The sequence below is a fragment of the Nocardia sp. Tas62D01 genome, assembly GCF_055232035.1.
This window is the reverse complement of sequence record NZ_JBUYUZ010000001.1, coordinates 8483620-8499486: the sequence shown is the minus strand read 5'-3', so window position 1 is coordinate 8499486 and position 15867 is coordinate 8483620. Positions and strand designations below refer to the sequence as shown.

Below are 15867 nucleotides of genomic sequence, written 5' to 3'. Positions count from 1 at the left end.
CCGCACGGCCGAGAACACCCGATCGGACACCGCCCGATGAATCGCCGCGATCCCGTCGACGGCGCCAGCCAGTTCGTCGCCCGCCAACCGGGCGAGCGCCTGAACCTCCGCCTGTCGTTGCGGGTTCCATATATTCAGTGTCCAAGTGTGCACTGAAATTTGCCCGCTGGCGGAAACCCTTGCCGCCCTTATGTATCGATGTCACCGAACGCCACGGACACCCACCGCCGGACACGTACCGTGAGGATATGGAACCGATACTGGTCACAGGGGCGGCGGGCGGAATCCAGGGATCCACCGGACGGCGAGTCGTCGGACTCCTGCTCGAGCGGGGCCTCGCCGTGCGCGCACTGGTCCGCAGCGACGACGAACGCGCCGCTGTCCTCCGCGGGCTCGGCGCCGAGGTCGTCGTCGGCGACCTGCGCGAGATCGCCTCGATGCGGGACGCGCTGCAAGGCATCCGGTCGGCCTACTTCACCTATCCGGTAATCGACGGCCTGATCGAGGCCGCGGGCACCTTCGCCGCAGCTGCCCGCGAGGGCGGCGTCGAACGCGTCGTTGCCGCATCCCAACTCGCCGCGGGTCCGCAAGCGGGCACACCGCGGATGCGACAGCACTGGGTGGCCGAACAGATCCTCGACTGGGCAGGCATCGGCGCGATCCACCTGCGCGCGGCGGTGTTCTTCGAAAACCTCGCCCTGCTCGCCGGCGCGGGCAACGACCGCCTACTGGCCATGCCCATGGGCCCACCGGAGACCGTGCTCCCACTGATCGCCGCCGAAGACGTCGCCCGCGTCGCGGCAGGCATACTCGCCGACCCGAGCATTCCGGTCGACCCGGTCCAGTTGCTGACCGGCGAGGTCATGTCCATCGACCGTGCCGCCCGCACTCTCGGCGCCACCTACACCGAACTAGTACCCGGCGAATGGCACAGCTGGGCATTGAACTTCTACGGCTCCGCCCACGCCGCCGAACACCTGTCGAAGCTCTGGGAGATCTTCCGCATCCTCGGCGAAGGCACCGGGCTCTACCAGGTGACCGCCACCATCGAACAGTTCGGCGGCCACCCACCGACCACCCTCGCCGAATTCGCTGCCACCCGAACCTGATCGGTCGAAAGGGACTTGCCGCGCACCCCGATTCGGCGCACGCCGGTGCGCAAGCGATTCCGCGTGCGAGAAGCCAGGATTGTGCGTTGCCGACCTGCACACTCTGTGACAGCGCAGCCGGGATTACGACGGCACGGTCGTGATCCCTATGGCGGTCTCCGTGAGACTGCCGAGATAGAGCATGCCGTTGCTTTCGACAACGCCCGTGACCATCGAGAAATTGGTGCCCTCGACCTAGAAGTCGTGCACGGCGTTTTTCGCGGGGAGGGAAGGGTGATCCAGGCCTCCGTCGCTGCCGAGGGCCATATTGTCCGGAAAGCATGGCAGGTTCTCGATCAGGTAGTCGTGCGTGCCAGCCTTCGGCCCGGTCAGCCAATAGCGGGTGACCCGGTACGCGCCGGTCTCTGCGACGAGCACGCAGGAACGATCGGGGACAAGACCACCCCATTGGCGAATTGCAGCCCGTCGACCAGTGTTTCGATCCGTCCCGACGGATCGCGGCGGAACAGGCGGCCGGTCCCGGAATGCTCCAGAATGTCGCCCATCCATGTATCGAACGAATAGCGGCGGGTCGACGAGGAGAAATAGATGGCGCCATCGTCGTCCCGGACGACGTTGCTGGCGAAGGGGAGTGGTTCCCCGTCAATCCGGTCGACGAGAACCTCGATACCGGCCGCGGGATCCATGCGCAACAGCCCACGAATCGAATCGCAGATCAGCACGAGCCATCCGCGTCGGCATGCAGACCCAACGGTCTGCCGCCGGTATTTGCCAGGCAGCGCACATCCCCGTCGGCTGAATCGATGCTGAGGATTGAGCCGTCGTCGAGCCCGGCGAGCACTCGCCCGTCGGGCGCGAGCACCACGTCCTCGGTCGCGGCTCCGGGCAATTCCAGCCGGGTGACCGGGGGAGTGGTGTGGCGCTGCGAGTTGCGCGGGGGAGGGAGGCGGAGTCCAGCGGTGAGGTTGCATGGTGGGCCCGGCAAACATGCAACAGGTTAGCCAGGCGAGTGCTCCCTGTCGGGAGGAATGGCGGCTCATGCAACATATTGATACGTAGATATGCGCATTTATAGATGGTTTCCATCCTCTATTAAAGTCACCGAAACGCCCGGCCGAGCCGGGCGCGGCAAGGACGGGGGGCTCCGCCAACGCGATCCGCGGGCGCAGCCTGCTGACACCGCCATAGCGGGCCGAAACAGGCTACAGCCCTACGGTTTGTGCTCGGTTTCTATCGGAACTTCGTCTGGAGGTCGGCGAGTACCGCGGCAGCGAGGTCATCGCACTGTGCCGCATCGAGCGTGATCCGGTCGCCCAGTTCGAGTTTCACCACCGACTGCGCGGGGTCGTGCTTCACGACCTTGTTGTCGCGCAGGTCGACGTCGTTGTTCATTACCGAATCGGCGAGCTGACGGCATCGGGTCGGCAGAACGCTCTCCCGGCGGCGCTTGAGGAGTACGGGGCACTGCGTTGCACGATCTACGCAGCCCGATATCGGTCCGACCCGGGCCACCGGCTACCGGCCGCTGCGGGTCCGCGACACCCTTTTCTGATCACGTCACGTGCGGTTGGCCACCCTCCTCGAACATCTATGCCGATGAGCGGATCGCTGGTGGTTGCTGTTGCGATCGTGGTCGGGCCCCATGCCGGGTAGCGCCTTGCTGTATTGCCTTGTGCTGCAAGTATCTTGACGATGTCCGATGTCCGCGGCTCACGAACCCTCCACGTCCGGCATCGGTGAAATCGTTGCACCGGCCGTCAGCAGTCGCTGCGCCAATGCGTGACAGCGCGCCGCCAGCTCCGGAGGGTCGAGTACCTCGAAGTTGTGCCCCAGCAGGAGCACGTGCATGAGCACGAAGTCGAGGCTGGCGGCGCCGCTGAGCACCTCGCAGTGCTCGCTGTCTCGCCGGCGTACGACGGCCGCCGACGCCGGAATCTGCGCGCGGACAGTGTCGGCCGTCGCGTGCACGAGAAAGCGTGCCTGGTGCGGGTAGACCCGACTCGTCACACCCTCCTGCACGTACGTCGCTGCGTCGGGCGCAGCACGCGGATGGAAGTGCCAGGTCCGTGCAGACACATCGGTCATGCGGTCGACGCGGAAGCTGCGCCAGTCGTCGCGATCGAGGTCGTAGGCGAGCAGATACCAGCGCCGGTCGGAGGCGACCAAGCGGTAGGGCTCGATCCGCCGCGATCGCACCTCGCTCCCGGACGGATAGTCGAAGCCGGTCTCGACCCCGTCGCGGCAGGCTCTGGCCAGTGTCATGAGCACCTCGGGGTCGACCGGTGTGCGGCCTCCGCCGAAGGATTCCACCGAGCCGGCGAGCGCGCGCACCTCGTGCCGCAACCGGGTGGGCAGCACCCGGTCGAGCTTGGTCAGCGCCCGGAGTGCGGCGTCGCCGGCGCTGGCGACCGCGCTACCCGCGCCGGCCAGCAGCGAGACTGCGGTGACGATCGCCTCCTCGTCGTCGAGAAGCAGCGGCGGCAAGTCCTGCCCCGGCCCGAGCCGGTAGCCGCCGCCGACACCCTGGCTGGCATGGACTGGATAGCCGAGCGTGCGCAGCCGCTCGACATCGCGCCGTACCGTGCGCGGCGTGACCCGGAGCCGGGCGGCGAGTTCGGGGCCGGTCCAAACCTGGCGTTGCTGCAGCAGCCCGAGCAGGGTGAGCACCCGCTCCGTCGTACCCCGCTCCTCACCGCTCGCCACGTCCACGTCCCCCAGCCTGCCAGAAATAGCGGACCGATACTGTCCGCTAGGGATGTCAGGGTAGCCGCATGGATGCAGACGAACTCGATTGGAACCGGACGCTGCGCGAGCAGTGGGAGTTCCACTGGAACCATCAGCTCCGAGCCCGGCTCGACGGCCTCACCGACGACGAGTACTTCTGGTCGCCGGTGCCGGACGCCTGGAGCGTGCGGCCGGCGGCAGCTCGACCGCGCCCGTGCAGGTCGGTGCCGGAGACTTCACGATCGACTACGCATCCCCGGAGCCGGTCCCCGCAGCCTTCACCACGATCGCCTGGCGACTCGGTCACGTCATCGTCGGCGTGCTCGCCGCGCGCAACGCGGCGCACTTCGGTGCTCCCGCCGCGTCATACGAGACCTGGGAATACGCCAGCAGCGCGGCCACAGCACTCGACCAGCTCGAAGCCCAGCTCGACACCTGGCTGGCCGGGGTGCACAGCCTCGGCGACACCTGGCTGGCCGAGGTGCACAGCCTCGGCGACGCCGGGCTCCGGGTCCCGGTCGGCCCGAAGGAGCCCTACCCCGAGGCGACCATGGCCGACCTGGTGCTACACATCCACCGCGAACTGATCCACCACCTGTCCGAGGTCTGCCTGCTGCGCGACCTCTACCTGCACACGCAACCCGCCACGAACGGAGCAACCCGATGAGCCGCCACATCCAGATCACCTTCGACGCCCACGACCCGCAGGCACTGTCGACCTTCTGGCGCGACGCACTGGGCTACGTCCATCCCGGCCCGCCCGGAGTCGACCTGCCCGCCGATGCCGACCCACTGGCCGCATGGGACGAGTTCCTCGCTCGTATCGGTGTACCGCAGGAGCAGCGCAACACGAAATCGGCCATCGAGGACCCGGACGAGCACGGCCCACGACTGTTCTTCCAGCAGGTGCCGGAGGACAAAGTCGCCAAGAACCGCGTCCACCTCGACGTCCGTGCAGCTCCCGGACTACAGGGAGAGGAACGGATGGCGGCGCTGGAAGCCGAGTGCGATCGGCTCATCGCGCTGGGAGCGACACGGATACGTCGCCACGAGCCCGATCCCCCGATGGGCGCCGGCTTCATCGTGATGGCCGACCCCGAGGGCAACGAGTTCTGCCTGGACTGACCCAACTCGGCTGTAGGCGCTATTCGACAGCTCGAGCCCGCTCCTGTAGTCGCACGACGAAGGCGCGGCGTTGGAACGGTGCCGCATATCGCGCGGCTGACCGCACCCGCGGACCTGTGTTCATCACTCACCGGCGACCCGGCCCCGGCAAGGCCGCCGCGGAAATAGCAGCCATACCCGCTGATCAGGCGCAAGGCCGAACTTCGTTGAATTTTCGGCGAATTACTACCGGAATCCCGTATCCAACGATAGAATAGTCGCCACTGGTTATGGGCTGGTGCTGAAAACGTGCCACAGCACGCTGAGCGTGCCGAGCGTAAAGAGCGGTGACAGGACCCAGGTCTCGATCTTGTTCCCGGTGCGGTCGATCACCGGTACACGGGTACGCAACGGGAACGGCCAGAACAGGCGGCAGCCGCGGTCGGTTAGGCAATCGCCCCCGAGGTGGACCAATGCGCCAAGACCCACGGAGAACGGCAGCCAGGCCGGCTTATCGGTGATCCAGTGATCCATCGCGAATGTGCCTGCGGCGGCGAGGATGACAACGGTGCCCCACGCCTCGATGCCCTCGCCCGAGGGGCAGATATGAAGTGCTTTGACGGCAAGGGCGAGCAGGAAGAAAACAAGCGCGAGAGTGAAATATCGTCCGAGCCAATGCTCCCCGGCCCAGGTACCGCAGGCCACCGCGATCACGAACGCGAACGAGTGCGTTGCATGCCGATGCCCGCCTGAAATCCAGGAGATGAAGCGGCAGAAGTAATGCGAGACCGGGCCGAGCACATGCGCGATGGTGCCGTTCGGGTGGTCCGCGTCGGGCAACAGCGCGGCGCCCGCGGTGAGAAAGGTACCCAGCAGCAGATCGACGGGGCCGAGATGCGCGTCCGCGCTTGCCAATACGGGATACGTCAACGCGGAGATGGGCAATGTCGCCGCCGCCACTGTCCAGGCAAAGGCGCCACTTGTCGCATGAGAATGTCCTAACACCGCATGAAGGTTAGTTGACCACAGTACTTTTCAGATAGGCGCTGACCAGGGTAGGGGAGCGCTAGTCCTCCCGGGAGAGGGTGGGGTCGCGAAACAGGTTCGCGGGAACCGCTTTCAGTGGCAGCGGCGGCACCTTGTTCGTGTGCCCCTTCCGCACCGAGCAGCCGTGGAACGGCCCGTCCGGATCAAAGAGTTGCCGCATATGGGGATCGGCGTGGTCGAGCAACCACACCGAAAGCCCGGTGCGCCCATCGAGTCGGTAGTACTCCCAGGTCCGCCAGAGCGCATCGAGTCGCACGACGGCTTCGGCGTGCTGCCACCATTCCGGGCACCACACTCGGATGGTGTCGTCGACAGCGCGTCGATAGACCAGGGTCAGATAGTTCTCGACGAACTCGACAACAGACGCGTAGACATACGGTGGTGGCTCGTAACTCATTCGTTCCCCCCAGGGAAGCGGTGCACCTCCAGCTTGCTACTGTTCCGCCATGCAAGGCAACGGTAAGTCGGCGGGCGCGCGGACATCCCGTTCGGTACTCGCCGATTTGGACGATGCCTTTGCGCTGGCGCCACGGCCGACGCGGATCGAATCCTGCCCCTGCTGCACTACCGCGGAGGAGATCGCGGTGCTGCTGAGCAAGCCGCGAAAGCTGCTGAGCGCCAACGAGCTACAGGGTACGCCGCCAGCTCGATGACCACGATCGGTTCGGCGCAGGACCTGCGGTATTTCACGCCGCGGATCCTGGAGCTGTGCCACACGGGTGAAATGATCTGGCCCGATATCGAAATCGTGTACGACCATCTGCGCCACGCGGACTGGAAATCGTGGCCGGAATCGGTGATTGTTGCGGAGCTCATGAAGGCGCTGTGGACAGACGTTCTCACCGAGTATCCGGCACTGGAGGATCCGGCCGCATCGTTGTGTGCGTTCGGAAGTGCCGATGGCAGCGTCGCCCGACAGTTGGCGAGTTGGTCGCTTCTGGAAACTGGTGCGGCCATTCGCAATCTGCGTGATTTCCTGATCGACGATGTCGGGCGGCGTCGTGGCAGGCTCGTTCCCGACAACGCCTATCGGGAGCTTGCCGCCTGGCTGTCGGATGGGGGAGCGAAGGCGGCGATCGAGGATGCGTTCGCCCTCGCCACCGACGGCGCGCTGTTGGAACTTCTGGCGGAATCTCACGAAGTGGTCGCTGCGATCCAACCCTAAGCTGCCCGATCAGTGCTGGGCGTGTAGGTTGACGATCCGGTCCAGGGCGTGCAAGTCGGCTTCGAGGGCATAGAAGACCCGTAGCGCGCCGGCGAAGGCGAAGAGGCCGACGACGCACAGCGCGACGATCGAGCCGATCACCGTCTGTACCTGACCGGGATCGAGGAAGACCAAACCGCCCGCGACGCCGATGAGCGGGACCGAGGCCGTGATACCGAGGAAGATGCGGCTACGGCGGGCTAGGCGGTGCAGGCGAACCGTTTCCGTGGGGGGCGACCGGAATACGCCAGAAACCTGCCGTGAGGCCATGGCCGCAGGTGGGGTGGGACCCGATACGCCAGAAAGGGGGCCGCGGGGGGGTGCGGCGCCCCGTTGAAGGTCGTCGACGACGAGCGCGGTTCGGGTGCTGCTGGTCGAGTTCACCTGTACGGCTGGCGATCTGGGCGGTAGCCGCTCGGCGAACTTGTCAGTGGCCCGTGCCACAGTCATGGGCTTTCAGGTCTACTACCTGGAATGTCGGCAAATGATCGTTTCCCGACGCTGACCATCCGCCTCGGCGCGGCCAGATCAGCCGAAGATCCGATCAGCAATCGTCGCGATGGGCCGGGGCTTGCCCTGGCTGGTCACTCCGGTGCCGGTCGGCTGTCGTACACCCAGGTCACCGGCGTCCGCGACTGAGCTCCGCGCCGGAGGGCCTATGCAGGTTCTGGCTTGTGCGCCTCCAGGGTCTTCGCTAGGAGCGCATGGAGTTGGCGGCGCTCATCCGCGTCCAGGCCTGACAGCAGTTCGGCCTGGGCCTTGTCGGCGTTGAGCTGGATCTGCTCGAGATAGCGCGCGCCCGTCTGGGTGATGGTGACGAGGTTCCGGCGCCGATCGCCGGGGTCGGCCTGACGGTCGACGTGACCGCCCGCCTGGAGCCTGGTCGCGATGTCGCTGACGTCGTTGCGGTCCAGGCCCAGCCGCCTGCCGAGATCGGCCTGGCTGAGCGCGCCGCACTCCTCCAGCGCGGCGAGGACGGCGAAATCGGAGCGCGCCGTCAGGGGCATGTACCGCGCGGTCATGCGTGCCCCGATCGTGGAGACCTTGTTCGCCTGCCAGCTCGTGAGCGCCCGCAGCCGTGCCGGTGGCTGGAGGTCGTCGCCCGCATCACCCATGCCCTCACTATAACCGTTGGGATTCCCAACCGATCTGTGCTACGTTGGGATAACCAACGTTGGAAAGCCCAACGCAAGAAGTCCGGCGGGATCGCTGCCGGCTCAGGCTGGTCGAAGGAGCATGCCCCGTGTTCGACAACGTCTCTTCTCCCGACCTCTCCGATCGGCGAGTTCTGATCCCCGGCGGCACCGGAGGGGTGGGGGAGGGTGCGGTGCGCGCTTATCTCGCCGCTGGCGCCCAGGTCGTGGTGCCCACGCGCAGCCGGGAGCGGGCGGAGGAGTTCCGCGCGCTGCTCGGCGAGGCGGCAACTGAGCGCCTGCACCTGTTCGAGCACGACTACACGAGCTTCGCGGGCGCCGAGGCGCTCGTCGCGACCATGGTCGACCGGCTGGGCGGCGCGGACGACGTCGTCGCCCCGATCGGCGGCTGGTGGCACGGCAAGCGCTTGTGGGAGATCGACGAGGCGGACTGGCAGGCCGCCTTCGTGGGCCTGGCGACCGCTCATATGGCCGTGCTGCGCGCGGCCCTGCCTCGGATGACGCAGCGGGGCGCGTACTCCGTCGTCGTCGGCGAGTCCGCCTACGTCCCGATTCCCGGAAGCGGCCTGGTGAGCATGGAGCAGACCGCGCTCCAGATGATGCACCGGGTGCTCGCCGCCGAGCTTCAGGGCGCCAAGCGTGTGTTCCTGCTCGAACTCGGCCCCGTGACGACCCGTTTCGTCGAAGCCGACGAACCCGCCCAGGTCACTTCCCCGCAGATCGGGGCGGTCGCTGTCGCGGCCTCCGCTTCGATGCAGCCCGGACGGCTAGTGCAGTTGCTGAACCGGGACCAGGCCGAGGCCGCGCTCGTCTCGCTCGGAGCGGCGCAGTGAGCGCCCTCGGCCTGAGCTACGAGGTCCACGTGTCCGGGACGATCCCGCTCGCGTTGCCGGATCGCCTGCCGGACGGGGGTGCCCGTACCTGGGCGCCCGTATCCACGACGCTGATCCAAGGCCGCAGCGAGACTGTGGTCGTCGACCCGCCGCTCACCGCCGCCCACGCGGACGCCGTCGCGGACCGGGTCCGTGCCGACGGCAGAAGGCTCACGTACATCTTTGCCACCCACGCGCACGGCGACCACTGGTTCACCGCTGCGAGCCTTGCCGACCGGTTTCCCGGCGCCCAGGTTGTGGCCACGGCTGGGACCATTGAGCAGATGCACCGAGCCGCCCAGGCGCGCGCGGGCTTCTGGGACAAGATCCTGCCCGGACAGATCCCGGCATCCCCCGTCACGGCCGTCGCTGCCGAGGACCTCGGCAACCGACTCATCCTCGAAGGACACGAGCTGTCCGTCATCGGGGTCGGGCACAGCGACACCGACGACACCAGCGTGCTGCACGTCCCCGACCTCGACCTCGTCGTCGCCGGCGATGTCGTCTACAACGGCGTCCACCAGTACCTCGTCGAATCCCATGACGGGGGCCGCGACGCGTGGCGCCGTGCCATCGCCGTGGTCGAAGCGCTCGGTGTACGCAGGATCGTCGCTGGCCACAAGAACCGCGGGCACGACGACGACGCGGGCCGGCAGATCCTGGAGACCCGCCGCTACCTGGCCGACGTCGACGAAATGCTCGAGACAGAGCCGACACCGGAGGGTTTCTACCACGCCATGATCCGGCGGCATCCGGACCACCTCAATCGCAGCAGCCTCTGGGGCAGCAGCCAAGCACTCTACGCAGGCCGCAACTAGGTGGCCTCAGTGCGTTGAGTGAGGCCCTTTCGCGCGGCCTCGGCGACGGCGGGTTTGATGAAAAGGATTGTCAGTTCAGGTGGGTGGCGAAGAATCTTTCGATCCGGTTCCAGGCGTCCTTGGCGGACTCGGGTTCCGGGCCGATGCCAGCTATCCGCAGGAGGGGACGAAGCACGCGGGGGCCGGCTTCGGTGTCGTTGAGGAATGCGTGACTGGCGGCCGGATATTCCTTGACGTCGTGGATCACCTCCGCTTTGTCCAGGGCCGCGTCGAGCCGGTCGGCCGCCCCCCTGAGTGAGGGGTCGCGGCCGCCGCAGTTTCCGACTATCGGGCAGGCGCCTGCCACTGCTTCGTCGAGGTGACGCGGTAGCTGGCCGTAATTGACTGCGGCCGCGTCGAATCCGTCGTTCGCGGTGTCGTTCGCGGTAAGGAGCGCGAAGCCCCCTCCGATGCAGAAGCCGATGACGCCGATCTTGCCGGTGCAGTCGGGAGAACCGGCCAGGTAGTCGTGGGCGGCGGAGATGTCGGCGAACGCGCGGCCGCGGCCACGCATCATGGCGGTCATCGTGGCGACCAGGCATCGCGCGGTGCTACCCGCGCTGAACAGGTCGACGGCCAGGGTGAGGTAACCGAATTCGGCGAGCCGGTCGGCGTGGCCGCGCATGACGTCGTCGAGGCCGAAGATCTCGTGGATCATCACCACGCCGGGCCACGGGCCGGTGCCCGGTGGGCTGGCGAGGTAGCCACGAAGCGGCTGGGAGCCGTCGCGGTCGGCGGCTAGGTCGGTCAGGTTGATGTCGGTCATGGTGAGGCCTCCCGTGATGGTGTGGCGGGCAATGTGTAGGGGCCGACGACGGCCGCACCGAGCAGCGATAGTCCGTTGCGCAGGGCATCAGACGGTACGTCGTCGACGAGGTGGTGCATGACGATCAGGCCGTGCATCAGCGAAAATAGTGTCGCGGCAACGGCGTTGGTATCCGAGTACGGCGGGATGTGCCCCTCGTCGCGCCAGCGGCGGGCCAGTTCGGCGATGTGGTCGAGGGTTTCCAGGTACAGCGCGCGGGCACGTTTCTGCAGCGCCGGATCGCGCAGGGTCTCCGCCCAGGTCTGAAGGGCGATGCGGGTCATGTCGTAGTCGGGGTTGTTCGTCCTGCTGCGTAGTTCGGCGACCACCAGGGTCAGCGTTTCGGCCGGAGTAGGGCTGGGGTCGCGATCGAGTAGCGCCAGGAAAATGCCCCGCACCCGCGACAGTCCCTCATCAACGGTGGCGTAGATGATCTCGTCCTTACTGCCGAAGTAGCGGTAGACCGCCCGAGCGGACATCCCCGTCGCGGCGATCACCTGGTCCATCGAGGTGGTGTGGAAGCCGCCGCGTGAGAAGCAGGTCCACGCACTGGTGAGGATGTGTTGGCGGCGCTGCGCGCGGGTCTTTTCGCTGAGTCTTGGCACATACCCATACTAAACGAACACGAGTACTGGCGCTACATCCGGCACCGGGCGTACATTTAAAGACAAATGAACACAATTATGTTTGTTTGGAGTCGAGATGTCTCACATACGAGGGCTGCGCTGATCGACCTGGCCCGCGCCCGCGCGATCGTGGACCGAGCCCTCGCGCACGCACGCAGCAACGATTTCCCCCCGATGACGGTTGCGGTGTTCGATGCCGCCGCCCGGCTTGTCACCTTCGCCGGAGAAGACGGCTCGAGCCTGCTGCGTGAACGCATCGCCCGCGGAAAAGCCCACGGAGCACTGAACATGGGTGTGGGCAGCCGCGCCCTGGCCGCACGCGCGGCATCGGATCCCGATTTCGTCAACGCCCTGGTGGCGCTGGCCGAGGGCAACCTCATGCCCGTCCCCGGCGGCGTGCTGATCCGCGACCAGAACGACGACCTGATCGGTGCGGTCGGGGTCAGCGGCCACCTACCCGATGACAACGAAAAGCGTGCGCCATCCACGCGATCACAGGGTGTGACCTGCGAGCCGATCCCGGCACCTGATCTACCACCACCCTGCCACCGAAAAGGAGCACCAACCATGTTCGACACCGACAACCGCCTGCTCGCCATGATCGACCAGCACCAGATTCCGTTGGGTATGCAGTGCTTCACCGCCAATCGCGCACTGATCGAAGTCTTGGGGCTGACCGGCTTCGACTTCGTCATGCTCGACACCGAACATTCCCCGGCCAACCCCCGAGCCATCGAGGACGCGATCCTGGCCGCCGACATCGTCGGCTTGGTGCCGCTGGTCCGCGTGCCGAGCAGTACGGACGAAACCGCCATCCGACGCGCGATGGAAGCCGGCGCCCAAGGCCTGTTCGTGCCCGAGGTGAAATCGGCCGACGATGTGCGCCGTGTCTTCGACGCCGCGTTATTTCCGCCGTTAGGAACCCGCGGCATCTGCCCGGCCACCCGCGCCGCCCGGTACTCCTACCGCAGCTTCGTCGACTACGCCGAATGGAACAACCGAAACTTCCTCGTCGTCCCGCTCATCGAGCACCCCGACGCCGTCGACAACATCGACGAGATCTGCGCGTTGGACCAAGTCCACATCCTGGCCTTCGGTGCCGGCGATCTCGCCTACGCCATGGGCGAGGGCACCAACATGACCGACAGCCCCAAGATCCGTGAGGCGTACCTGAAGGTCCAAGCTGCCGCCGACCGGCATGGCGTCGCGGTCATGGGCGGTCCAGTACTCGATCCCAGCGTCGACGGCTGCAAATCTGCGCTTGACGACGGCGTCAAGGTGTTCTGCCTCGGCCTCGATGTCATGGGATTTCGGCGGTTCTGCGAGCACACCGTCCGTATCGCCGGCGACTCGGTGCAAGGCACTGCCTACATCCGGCCCGAAACCCCCACCCCAGACTTCGCACCGCATATCACTGCGTGAGAAGCCGACAACCCACGATTGAAAGGAACAGTGCAGTGACGACTCGTTTGAACAGGTTGGTGGTCGGACCCGACTCCGACGGCCGCTCGACGGTCCTGCAACACGGTCTGACCAACGTCCAGTCCCTCGACGGGTTCTACTGGCGCGCCACACTGTGGGCGACCGAAGAGACCCCCGTCGATAACACCATTGACGGCGACCGGTCGCAGACGGAGGGTCTGGGCGCGCGCCGCGAACCCTTCCCCAACGGCATGATTTGCCGGGCGCTGGAAATCCCGCCGGATGCCGTCGACGCCGACGAGCACCGCCGCGTCCTCGCCGACCTCAACCAACAGGTTCACCAGAAACACCAGCCGAGCCGAACCGACCTCGCCCGGCATCCGAGCATGCACCGCACCGACACCCTCGACTGCCTCACCTGCGTGCGCGGCGAAATCTACCTCGTCACCGACAACGATGAGACGCTCATGCGGCCCGGAGACACCGTCATCATCCGCGGCACCAACCACGCCTGGAGCAACCGGTCGGGCGCCCCATGCCTGCTGGTCGGCACCATGACCGACGCCACCCCACCCGACGAAAGCTAATCAGGAAGATGTCCGGGGTCAGGGTCGCCGCAGCCACCCACAATCCATCCGGGTCGCTGACCGGGGGACCTGCTCATCCGGCCGGACGGGATGATCTGCTGGCGGGCCCAATCCACCCACCCGGATCCCGCACTGATGGTGCGCACTACCCGAGCACGCACGCTCCACCCGAAAACCTAGATCGCAAGAGGTGATTCGCGATGCCCACCGTTCACCAGGCCACCTGGGAACTGCTCAGCGCGCTGGGCCTGCGCAAGGTGTTCGGCAACCCCGGGTCAACCGAGATGCCGTTCTTGGCCGACTTCCCCGAGGACATCGACTACGTTCTCGGCTTGCACGAGGGCGCGGTGGTCGGCATGGCCGACGTCTACGCCCAGCTGACCGGCGAGCCCACCCTGGTGAACCTGCACACCGCGGTGGGCCTCGGCAACGCGATGGGCGCAATCGTCAACGCGGCCAGCGGGCACAGCCCCCTGGTCGTCACCGCCGGCCAACAGGTGCGGGCGACGTTGACCATGGAACCTCTGCTGGCCAACCCCGATCCGACAACACTGCCCAAGCCTGCCGTCAAATGGGCATTCGAGCCGCCCCGCGCCCAGGACGTGCCCGCGGCGTTGGCTCGGGCGTTTCGTTATTCGACGCTGCCGCCGGCCGGCCCGGTGTTCGTGTCACTGCCGATGGACGACTTCGATCAGCCCGCCGAAGCGGGCATGACAGAACCGCTGGCGGCACGCCGGATCACCGGCCGGTCTGTGCCCGCGCCCGTCGAGCTGAACGCGCTCGCGAAGCGTCTCACAGCCGCCCGCAACCCCGTGCTGGTGGTGGGAGCAGGGTTGGACGCGGCACCGGGCGGGTTCGAGGCAGGCGTCGCGCTGGCCGAAACCCAGAATCTGCCGGTATGGCTCGCGCCGAACACCTCGCGCGTCGGATTTCCCACCGACCACGCACACTTCCGGGGCAGCCTCCCCACCGGCATCGGGTGGCTGTCCGAGTCACTCGCCGGGCACGACTTGATCCTTGTCGCCGGGGCACCGGTATTTCAGTACTACCCGTATGCGCCGGGCAACTACCTGCCACCCGGCGCCGAACTCATCGCAATCATGGACGATCCGGACGCGGCTGCCCGCGCGCCGCTCGGCGACGCGCTGGTCGCAGACCCCGCCCTTGCCCTGCGAGGTCTGCTCGAACTCCTACCGCGGACCACCAGGCCCGCGCCCGCGCCACTCACGCCGCTGCAGATCCCGCCCGCCGTCGACACGCTCACCGCATGCCAGGTCTTCGACATACTGGGGCCGCTGTTCCCGTACCACGGCATCCTCGTCACCGAATCGATGAACGGTGCGCCGGCGATGTGGGACCGAATGAAGGTGCGCCGGTCGGCTTCTTTCTTCTTCTGCGCCGCCGGCGGTCTCGGCTTCGCCATCCCCGGCGCAGTAGGTGCCCAGCTCGCCCAACCTGAACGGCCGGTGCTGGCGATCAGCGGCGACGGCAGCGCACAGTACGGCATCCAAGGGTTGTACACCGCGGCCAGCCGCCAGCTTCCAGTGACGTTCCTGGTCCTGATCAACCGCGAATACGGAATCCTCAAAGGCTTCGGCGATTACCTGTCCACCACCGGTGTGCCGGGCCTGGACCTCGACTACCTCGACTACCAGGCACTGGCCCAAGGCTACGGCATCCCCGCCGTGCGAACCGGACGGCCCAACGAATTGGCCGTCGCAGCGAAGGAAGCATTCACGACGGCCAAAGGACCGCACATGATCATCGTCGACGTCGCACCCGGCGTTCCCCTTGGCGGCTGATCGCCCGACCTCACCGAATGATGAAAGGAACACTACCGCAATGGAATTAGGCATTCACTTCGTCAACTTCAACCTTCCGGGCGGGCCGCAAATACAAGGTGTGCCACCTCGGCCGCGGCGAACCCACTCTCGAACAGCGCGCCCGGCTGCTGTACCAGCGGGCCATGGTGCATTGCGATCAACCCCAGTGGCGGCGGGCACGACAGACTCTCGGCCGGCTGCCCGTGGCGGGTTCCGAGGTCGGACGCGCCAGCGGAGCGGCGGCTGCCACTGACCGCGGAGGAACGCCGGCTGGCGCAGCGGTACCTGGAGGACGAGCATCAGGCCGACCTCGAGGCCGCGGAACGCGAGCGCTGGCGGGCCCAATTCCGGTATATGGACCGTGACGCTGCCGAGCCGCAACGGGCGGACCTGGGGCCCGTACCCGCGGCCGATGCCACACCATCAGTGCCCCGGCCGCGGCGGCGATCAGCACGGTCAGCGTCGCGGCCTGCTGCTCGGCGATGTGCCCGGCTCGCAGTACGACGACCAGCGCTGCGGCGCCGGCCATGACC

19 protein-coding genes and 2 pseudogenes are annotated in these 15867 nt (G+C 66.8%); 11 read left to right on the top strand and 10 right to left on the bottom strand.

Features of this window, described 5'->3' with window-relative positions:
• The first annotated feature begins 248 nt into the window (after nt 1-248).
• On the top strand, nt 249-1109 hold the full coding sequence (locus tag ACV7NQ_RS41195) for an SDR family NAD(P)-dependent oxidoreductase (RefSeq protein ID WP_463364446.1): 861 nt from the start codon (nt 249-251) through the stop codon (nt 1107-1109).
• Between the two features lie 368 nt (nt 1110-1477).
• Here ACV7NQ_RS41195 and ACV7NQ_RS41190 read toward each other — a convergent pair whose 3' ends face one another.
• From ACV7NQ_RS41190 to ACV7NQ_RS41180, 3 genes are all read right to left on the bottom strand, one after another.
• Nucleotides 1478-1795 (bottom strand): hypothetical protein, encoded by a 318-nt coding sequence (locus tag ACV7NQ_RS41190; protein ID WP_463364445.1) that lies wholly within the window; start codon nt 1793-1795, stop codon nt 1478-1480.
• Between the two features lie 29 nt (nt 1796-1824).
• Nucleotides 1825-2094: a hypothetical protein gene (locus ACV7NQ_RS41185; protein WP_463364444.1), complete on the bottom strand. Its 270-nt coding sequence runs from the start codon at nt 2092-2094 to the stop codon at nt 1825-1827.
• Between the two features lie 245 nt (nt 2095-2339).
• The gene (locus ACV7NQ_RS41180) at nt 2340-2501 is read right to left on the bottom strand and encodes a hypothetical protein (protein ID WP_463366145.1); all 162 of its coding nucleotides are present in this window, start codon (nt 2499-2501) and stop codon (nt 2340-2342) included.
• A 6-nt stretch (nt 2502-2507) separates the two neighbouring features.
• On the opposite strand from ACV7NQ_RS41180, the pseudogene ACV7NQ_RS41175 reads away from it, so the two are divergent.
• Nucleotides 2508-2624: pseudogene (locus ACV7NQ_RS41175) on the top strand (Tn3 family transposase); the annotation flags it as partial.
• A gap of 195 nt (nt 2625-2819) precedes the next feature.
• Here the strand turns inward: ACV7NQ_RS41175 and ACV7NQ_RS41170 are convergent.
• On the bottom strand, nt 2820-3818 hold the full coding sequence (locus ACV7NQ_RS41170) for a helix-turn-helix transcriptional regulator (protein ID WP_463364443.1): 999 nt from the start codon (nt 3816-3818) through the stop codon (nt 2820-2822).
• 62 nt (nt 3819-3880) lie between these two features.
• On the opposite strand from ACV7NQ_RS41170, the pseudogene ACV7NQ_RS41165 reads away from it, so the two are divergent.
• Nucleotides 3881-4500 (top strand): annotated as a pseudogene (locus ACV7NQ_RS41165) (DinB family protein).
• On the top strand, nt 4497-4958 hold the full coding sequence (locus ACV7NQ_RS41160) for a VOC family protein (protein ID WP_463364442.1): 462 nt from the start codon (nt 4497-4499) through the stop codon (nt 4956-4958). The pseudogene ACV7NQ_RS41165 and the gene ACV7NQ_RS41160 overlap by 4 nt, the downstream one beginning before the upstream one ends.
• A gap of 267 nt (nt 4959-5225) precedes the next feature.
• On the opposite strand, the gene ACV7NQ_RS41155 is transcribed toward ACV7NQ_RS41160, so the two are convergent.
• Both ACV7NQ_RS41155 and ACV7NQ_RS41150 read right to left on the bottom strand, forming a co-directional pair.
• Complete coding sequence (locus ACV7NQ_RS41155; RefSeq protein WP_463364441.1) at nt 5226-5942, bottom strand: metal-dependent hydrolase; 717 nt, start codon at nt 5940-5942, stop codon at nt 5226-5228.
• Nucleotides 5943-6003: 61 nt separating this feature from the next.
• Nucleotides 6004-6381: a DUF4913 domain-containing protein gene (locus ACV7NQ_RS41150; protein ID WP_463364440.1), complete on the bottom strand. Its 378-nt coding sequence runs from the start codon at nt 6379-6381 to the stop codon at nt 6004-6006.
• A gap of 49 nt (nt 6382-6430) precedes the next feature.
• Here ACV7NQ_RS41150 and ACV7NQ_RS41145 point away from each other — a divergent pair, with 49 nt between their 5' ends.
• On the top strand, nt 6431-6637 hold the full coding sequence (locus ACV7NQ_RS41145) for a hypothetical protein (protein ID WP_463364439.1): 207 nt from the start codon (nt 6431-6433) through the stop codon (nt 6635-6637).
• Entirely contained in the window at nt 6634-7149 is a 516-nt protein-coding gene (locus ACV7NQ_RS41140) for a hypothetical protein (protein ID WP_463364438.1), read from the top strand. Before ACV7NQ_RS41145 ends, ACV7NQ_RS41140 begins: the two co-directional genes overlap by 4 nt.
• A 9-nt stretch (nt 7150-7158) precedes the next feature.
• Here the strand turns inward: ACV7NQ_RS41140 and ACV7NQ_RS41135 are convergent, their stop codons facing one another.
• Both ACV7NQ_RS41135 and ACV7NQ_RS41130 read right to left on the bottom strand, forming a co-directional pair.
• Nucleotides 7159-7638, bottom strand: coding sequence for a hypothetical protein (locus tag ACV7NQ_RS41135; protein WP_463364437.1), 480 nt, complete (start codon nt 7636-7638; stop codon nt 7159-7161).
• A 206-nt stretch (nt 7639-7844) separates the two neighbouring features.
• A complete protein-coding gene (locus tag ACV7NQ_RS41130) occupies nt 7845-8303 on the bottom strand; it encodes a MarR family winged helix-turn-helix transcriptional regulator (RefSeq protein WP_463364436.1) in 459 nt (152 codons plus the stop codon).
• Between the two features lie 128 nt (nt 8304-8431).
• On the opposite strand from ACV7NQ_RS41130, the gene ACV7NQ_RS41125 reads away from it, so the two are divergent.
• Together ACV7NQ_RS41125 and ACV7NQ_RS41120 are read left to right on the top strand one after the other, a co-directional pair.
• Nucleotides 8432-9175, top strand: coding sequence for an SDR family NAD(P)-dependent oxidoreductase (locus tag ACV7NQ_RS41125; RefSeq protein ID WP_463364435.1), 744 nt, complete (start codon nt 8432-8434; stop codon nt 9173-9175).
• Entirely contained in the window at nt 9172-10032 is an 861-nt protein-coding gene (locus ACV7NQ_RS41120) for an MBL fold metallo-hydrolase (RefSeq protein WP_463364434.1), read from the top strand. The genes ACV7NQ_RS41125 and ACV7NQ_RS41120 overlap by 4 nt, the downstream gene beginning before the upstream one ends.
• Nucleotides 10033-10102: 70 nt before the next feature.
• Here the strand turns inward: ACV7NQ_RS41120 and ACV7NQ_RS41115 are convergent, their stop codons facing one another.
• Complete coding sequence (locus ACV7NQ_RS41115) at nt 10103-10837, bottom strand: dienelactone hydrolase family protein (protein WP_463364433.1); 735 nt, start codon at nt 10835-10837, stop codon at nt 10103-10105.
• Complete coding sequence (locus ACV7NQ_RS41110; protein ID WP_463364432.1) at nt 10834-11481, bottom strand: TetR/AcrR family transcriptional regulator; 648 nt, start codon at nt 11479-11481, stop codon at nt 10834-10836. Before ACV7NQ_RS41110 ends, ACV7NQ_RS41115 begins: the two co-directional genes overlap by 4 nt.
• A gap of 78 nt (nt 11482-11559) precedes the next feature.
• Between ACV7NQ_RS41110 and ACV7NQ_RS41105 the strand changes: the two genes are divergently transcribed.
• From ACV7NQ_RS41105 to mdlC, 3 genes are all read left to right on the top strand, one after another.
• A complete protein-coding gene (locus tag ACV7NQ_RS41105) occupies nt 11560-12924 on the top strand; it encodes an aldolase/citrate lyase family protein (protein WP_463364431.1) in 1365 nt (454 codons plus the stop codon).
• Between the two features lie 35 nt (nt 12925-12959).
• Entirely contained in the window at nt 12960-13511 is a 552-nt protein-coding gene (locus tag ACV7NQ_RS41100; protein ID WP_463364430.1) for a cupin domain-containing protein, read from the top strand.
• Between the two features lie 200 nt (nt 13512-13711).
• Nucleotides 13712-15313, top strand: a complete 1602-nt coding sequence (mdlC, locus tag ACV7NQ_RS41095) for a benzoylformate decarboxylase (protein ID WP_463364429.1) — start codon at nt 13712-13714, stop codon at nt 15311-15313.
• Nucleotides 15314-15867: the final 554 nt, after the last annotated feature.

Bases quoted from the DNA above. Each gene is read 5' to 3' on its own strand.
- ACV7NQ_RS41195 (WP_463364446.1), top strand. From the start codon at position 249: ATGGAACCGATACTGGTCACAGGGGCGGCGGGCGGAATCCAGGGATCC.
- ACV7NQ_RS41190 (WP_463364445.1), bottom strand. From the start codon at position 1,795: ATGGATCCCGCGGCCGGTATCGAGGTTCTCGTCGACCGGATTGACGGG.
- ACV7NQ_RS41180 (WP_463366145.1), bottom strand. From the start codon at position 2,501: ATGAACAACGACGTCGACCTGCGCGACAACAAGGTCGTGAAGCACGAC.
- ACV7NQ_RS41160 (WP_463364442.1), top strand. From the start codon at position 4,497: ATGAGCCGCCACATCCAGATCACCTTCGACGCCCACGACCCGCAGGCA.
- ACV7NQ_RS41150 (WP_463364440.1), bottom strand. From the start codon at position 6,381: ATGAGTTACGAGCCACCACCGTATGTCTACGCGTCTGTTGTCGAGTTC.
- ACV7NQ_RS41145 (WP_463364439.1), top strand. From the start codon at position 6,431: ATGCAAGGCAACGGTAAGTCGGCGGGCGCGCGGACATCCCGTTCGGTA.
- ACV7NQ_RS41140 (WP_463364438.1), top strand. From the start codon at position 6,634: ATGACCACGATCGGTTCGGCGCAGGACCTGCGGTATTTCACGCCGCGG.
- ACV7NQ_RS41135 (WP_463364437.1), bottom strand. From the start codon at position 7,638: ATGACTGTGGCACGGGCCACTGACAAGTTCGCCGAGCGGCTACCGCCC.
- ACV7NQ_RS41130 (WP_463364436.1), bottom strand. From the start codon at position 8,303: ATGGGTGATGCGGGCGACGACCTCCAGCCACCGGCACGGCTGCGGGCG.
- ACV7NQ_RS41115 (WP_463364433.1), bottom strand. From the start codon at position 10,837: ATGACCGACATCAACCTGACCGACCTAGCCGCCGACCGCGACGGCTCC.
- ACV7NQ_RS41105 (WP_463364431.1), top strand. From the start codon at position 11,560: ATGTTTGTTTGGAGTCGAGATGTCTCACATACGAGGGCTGCGCTGATC.
- mdlC (WP_463364429.1), top strand. From the start codon at position 13,712: ATGCCCACCGTTCACCAGGCCACCTGGGAACTGCTCAGCGCGCTGGGC.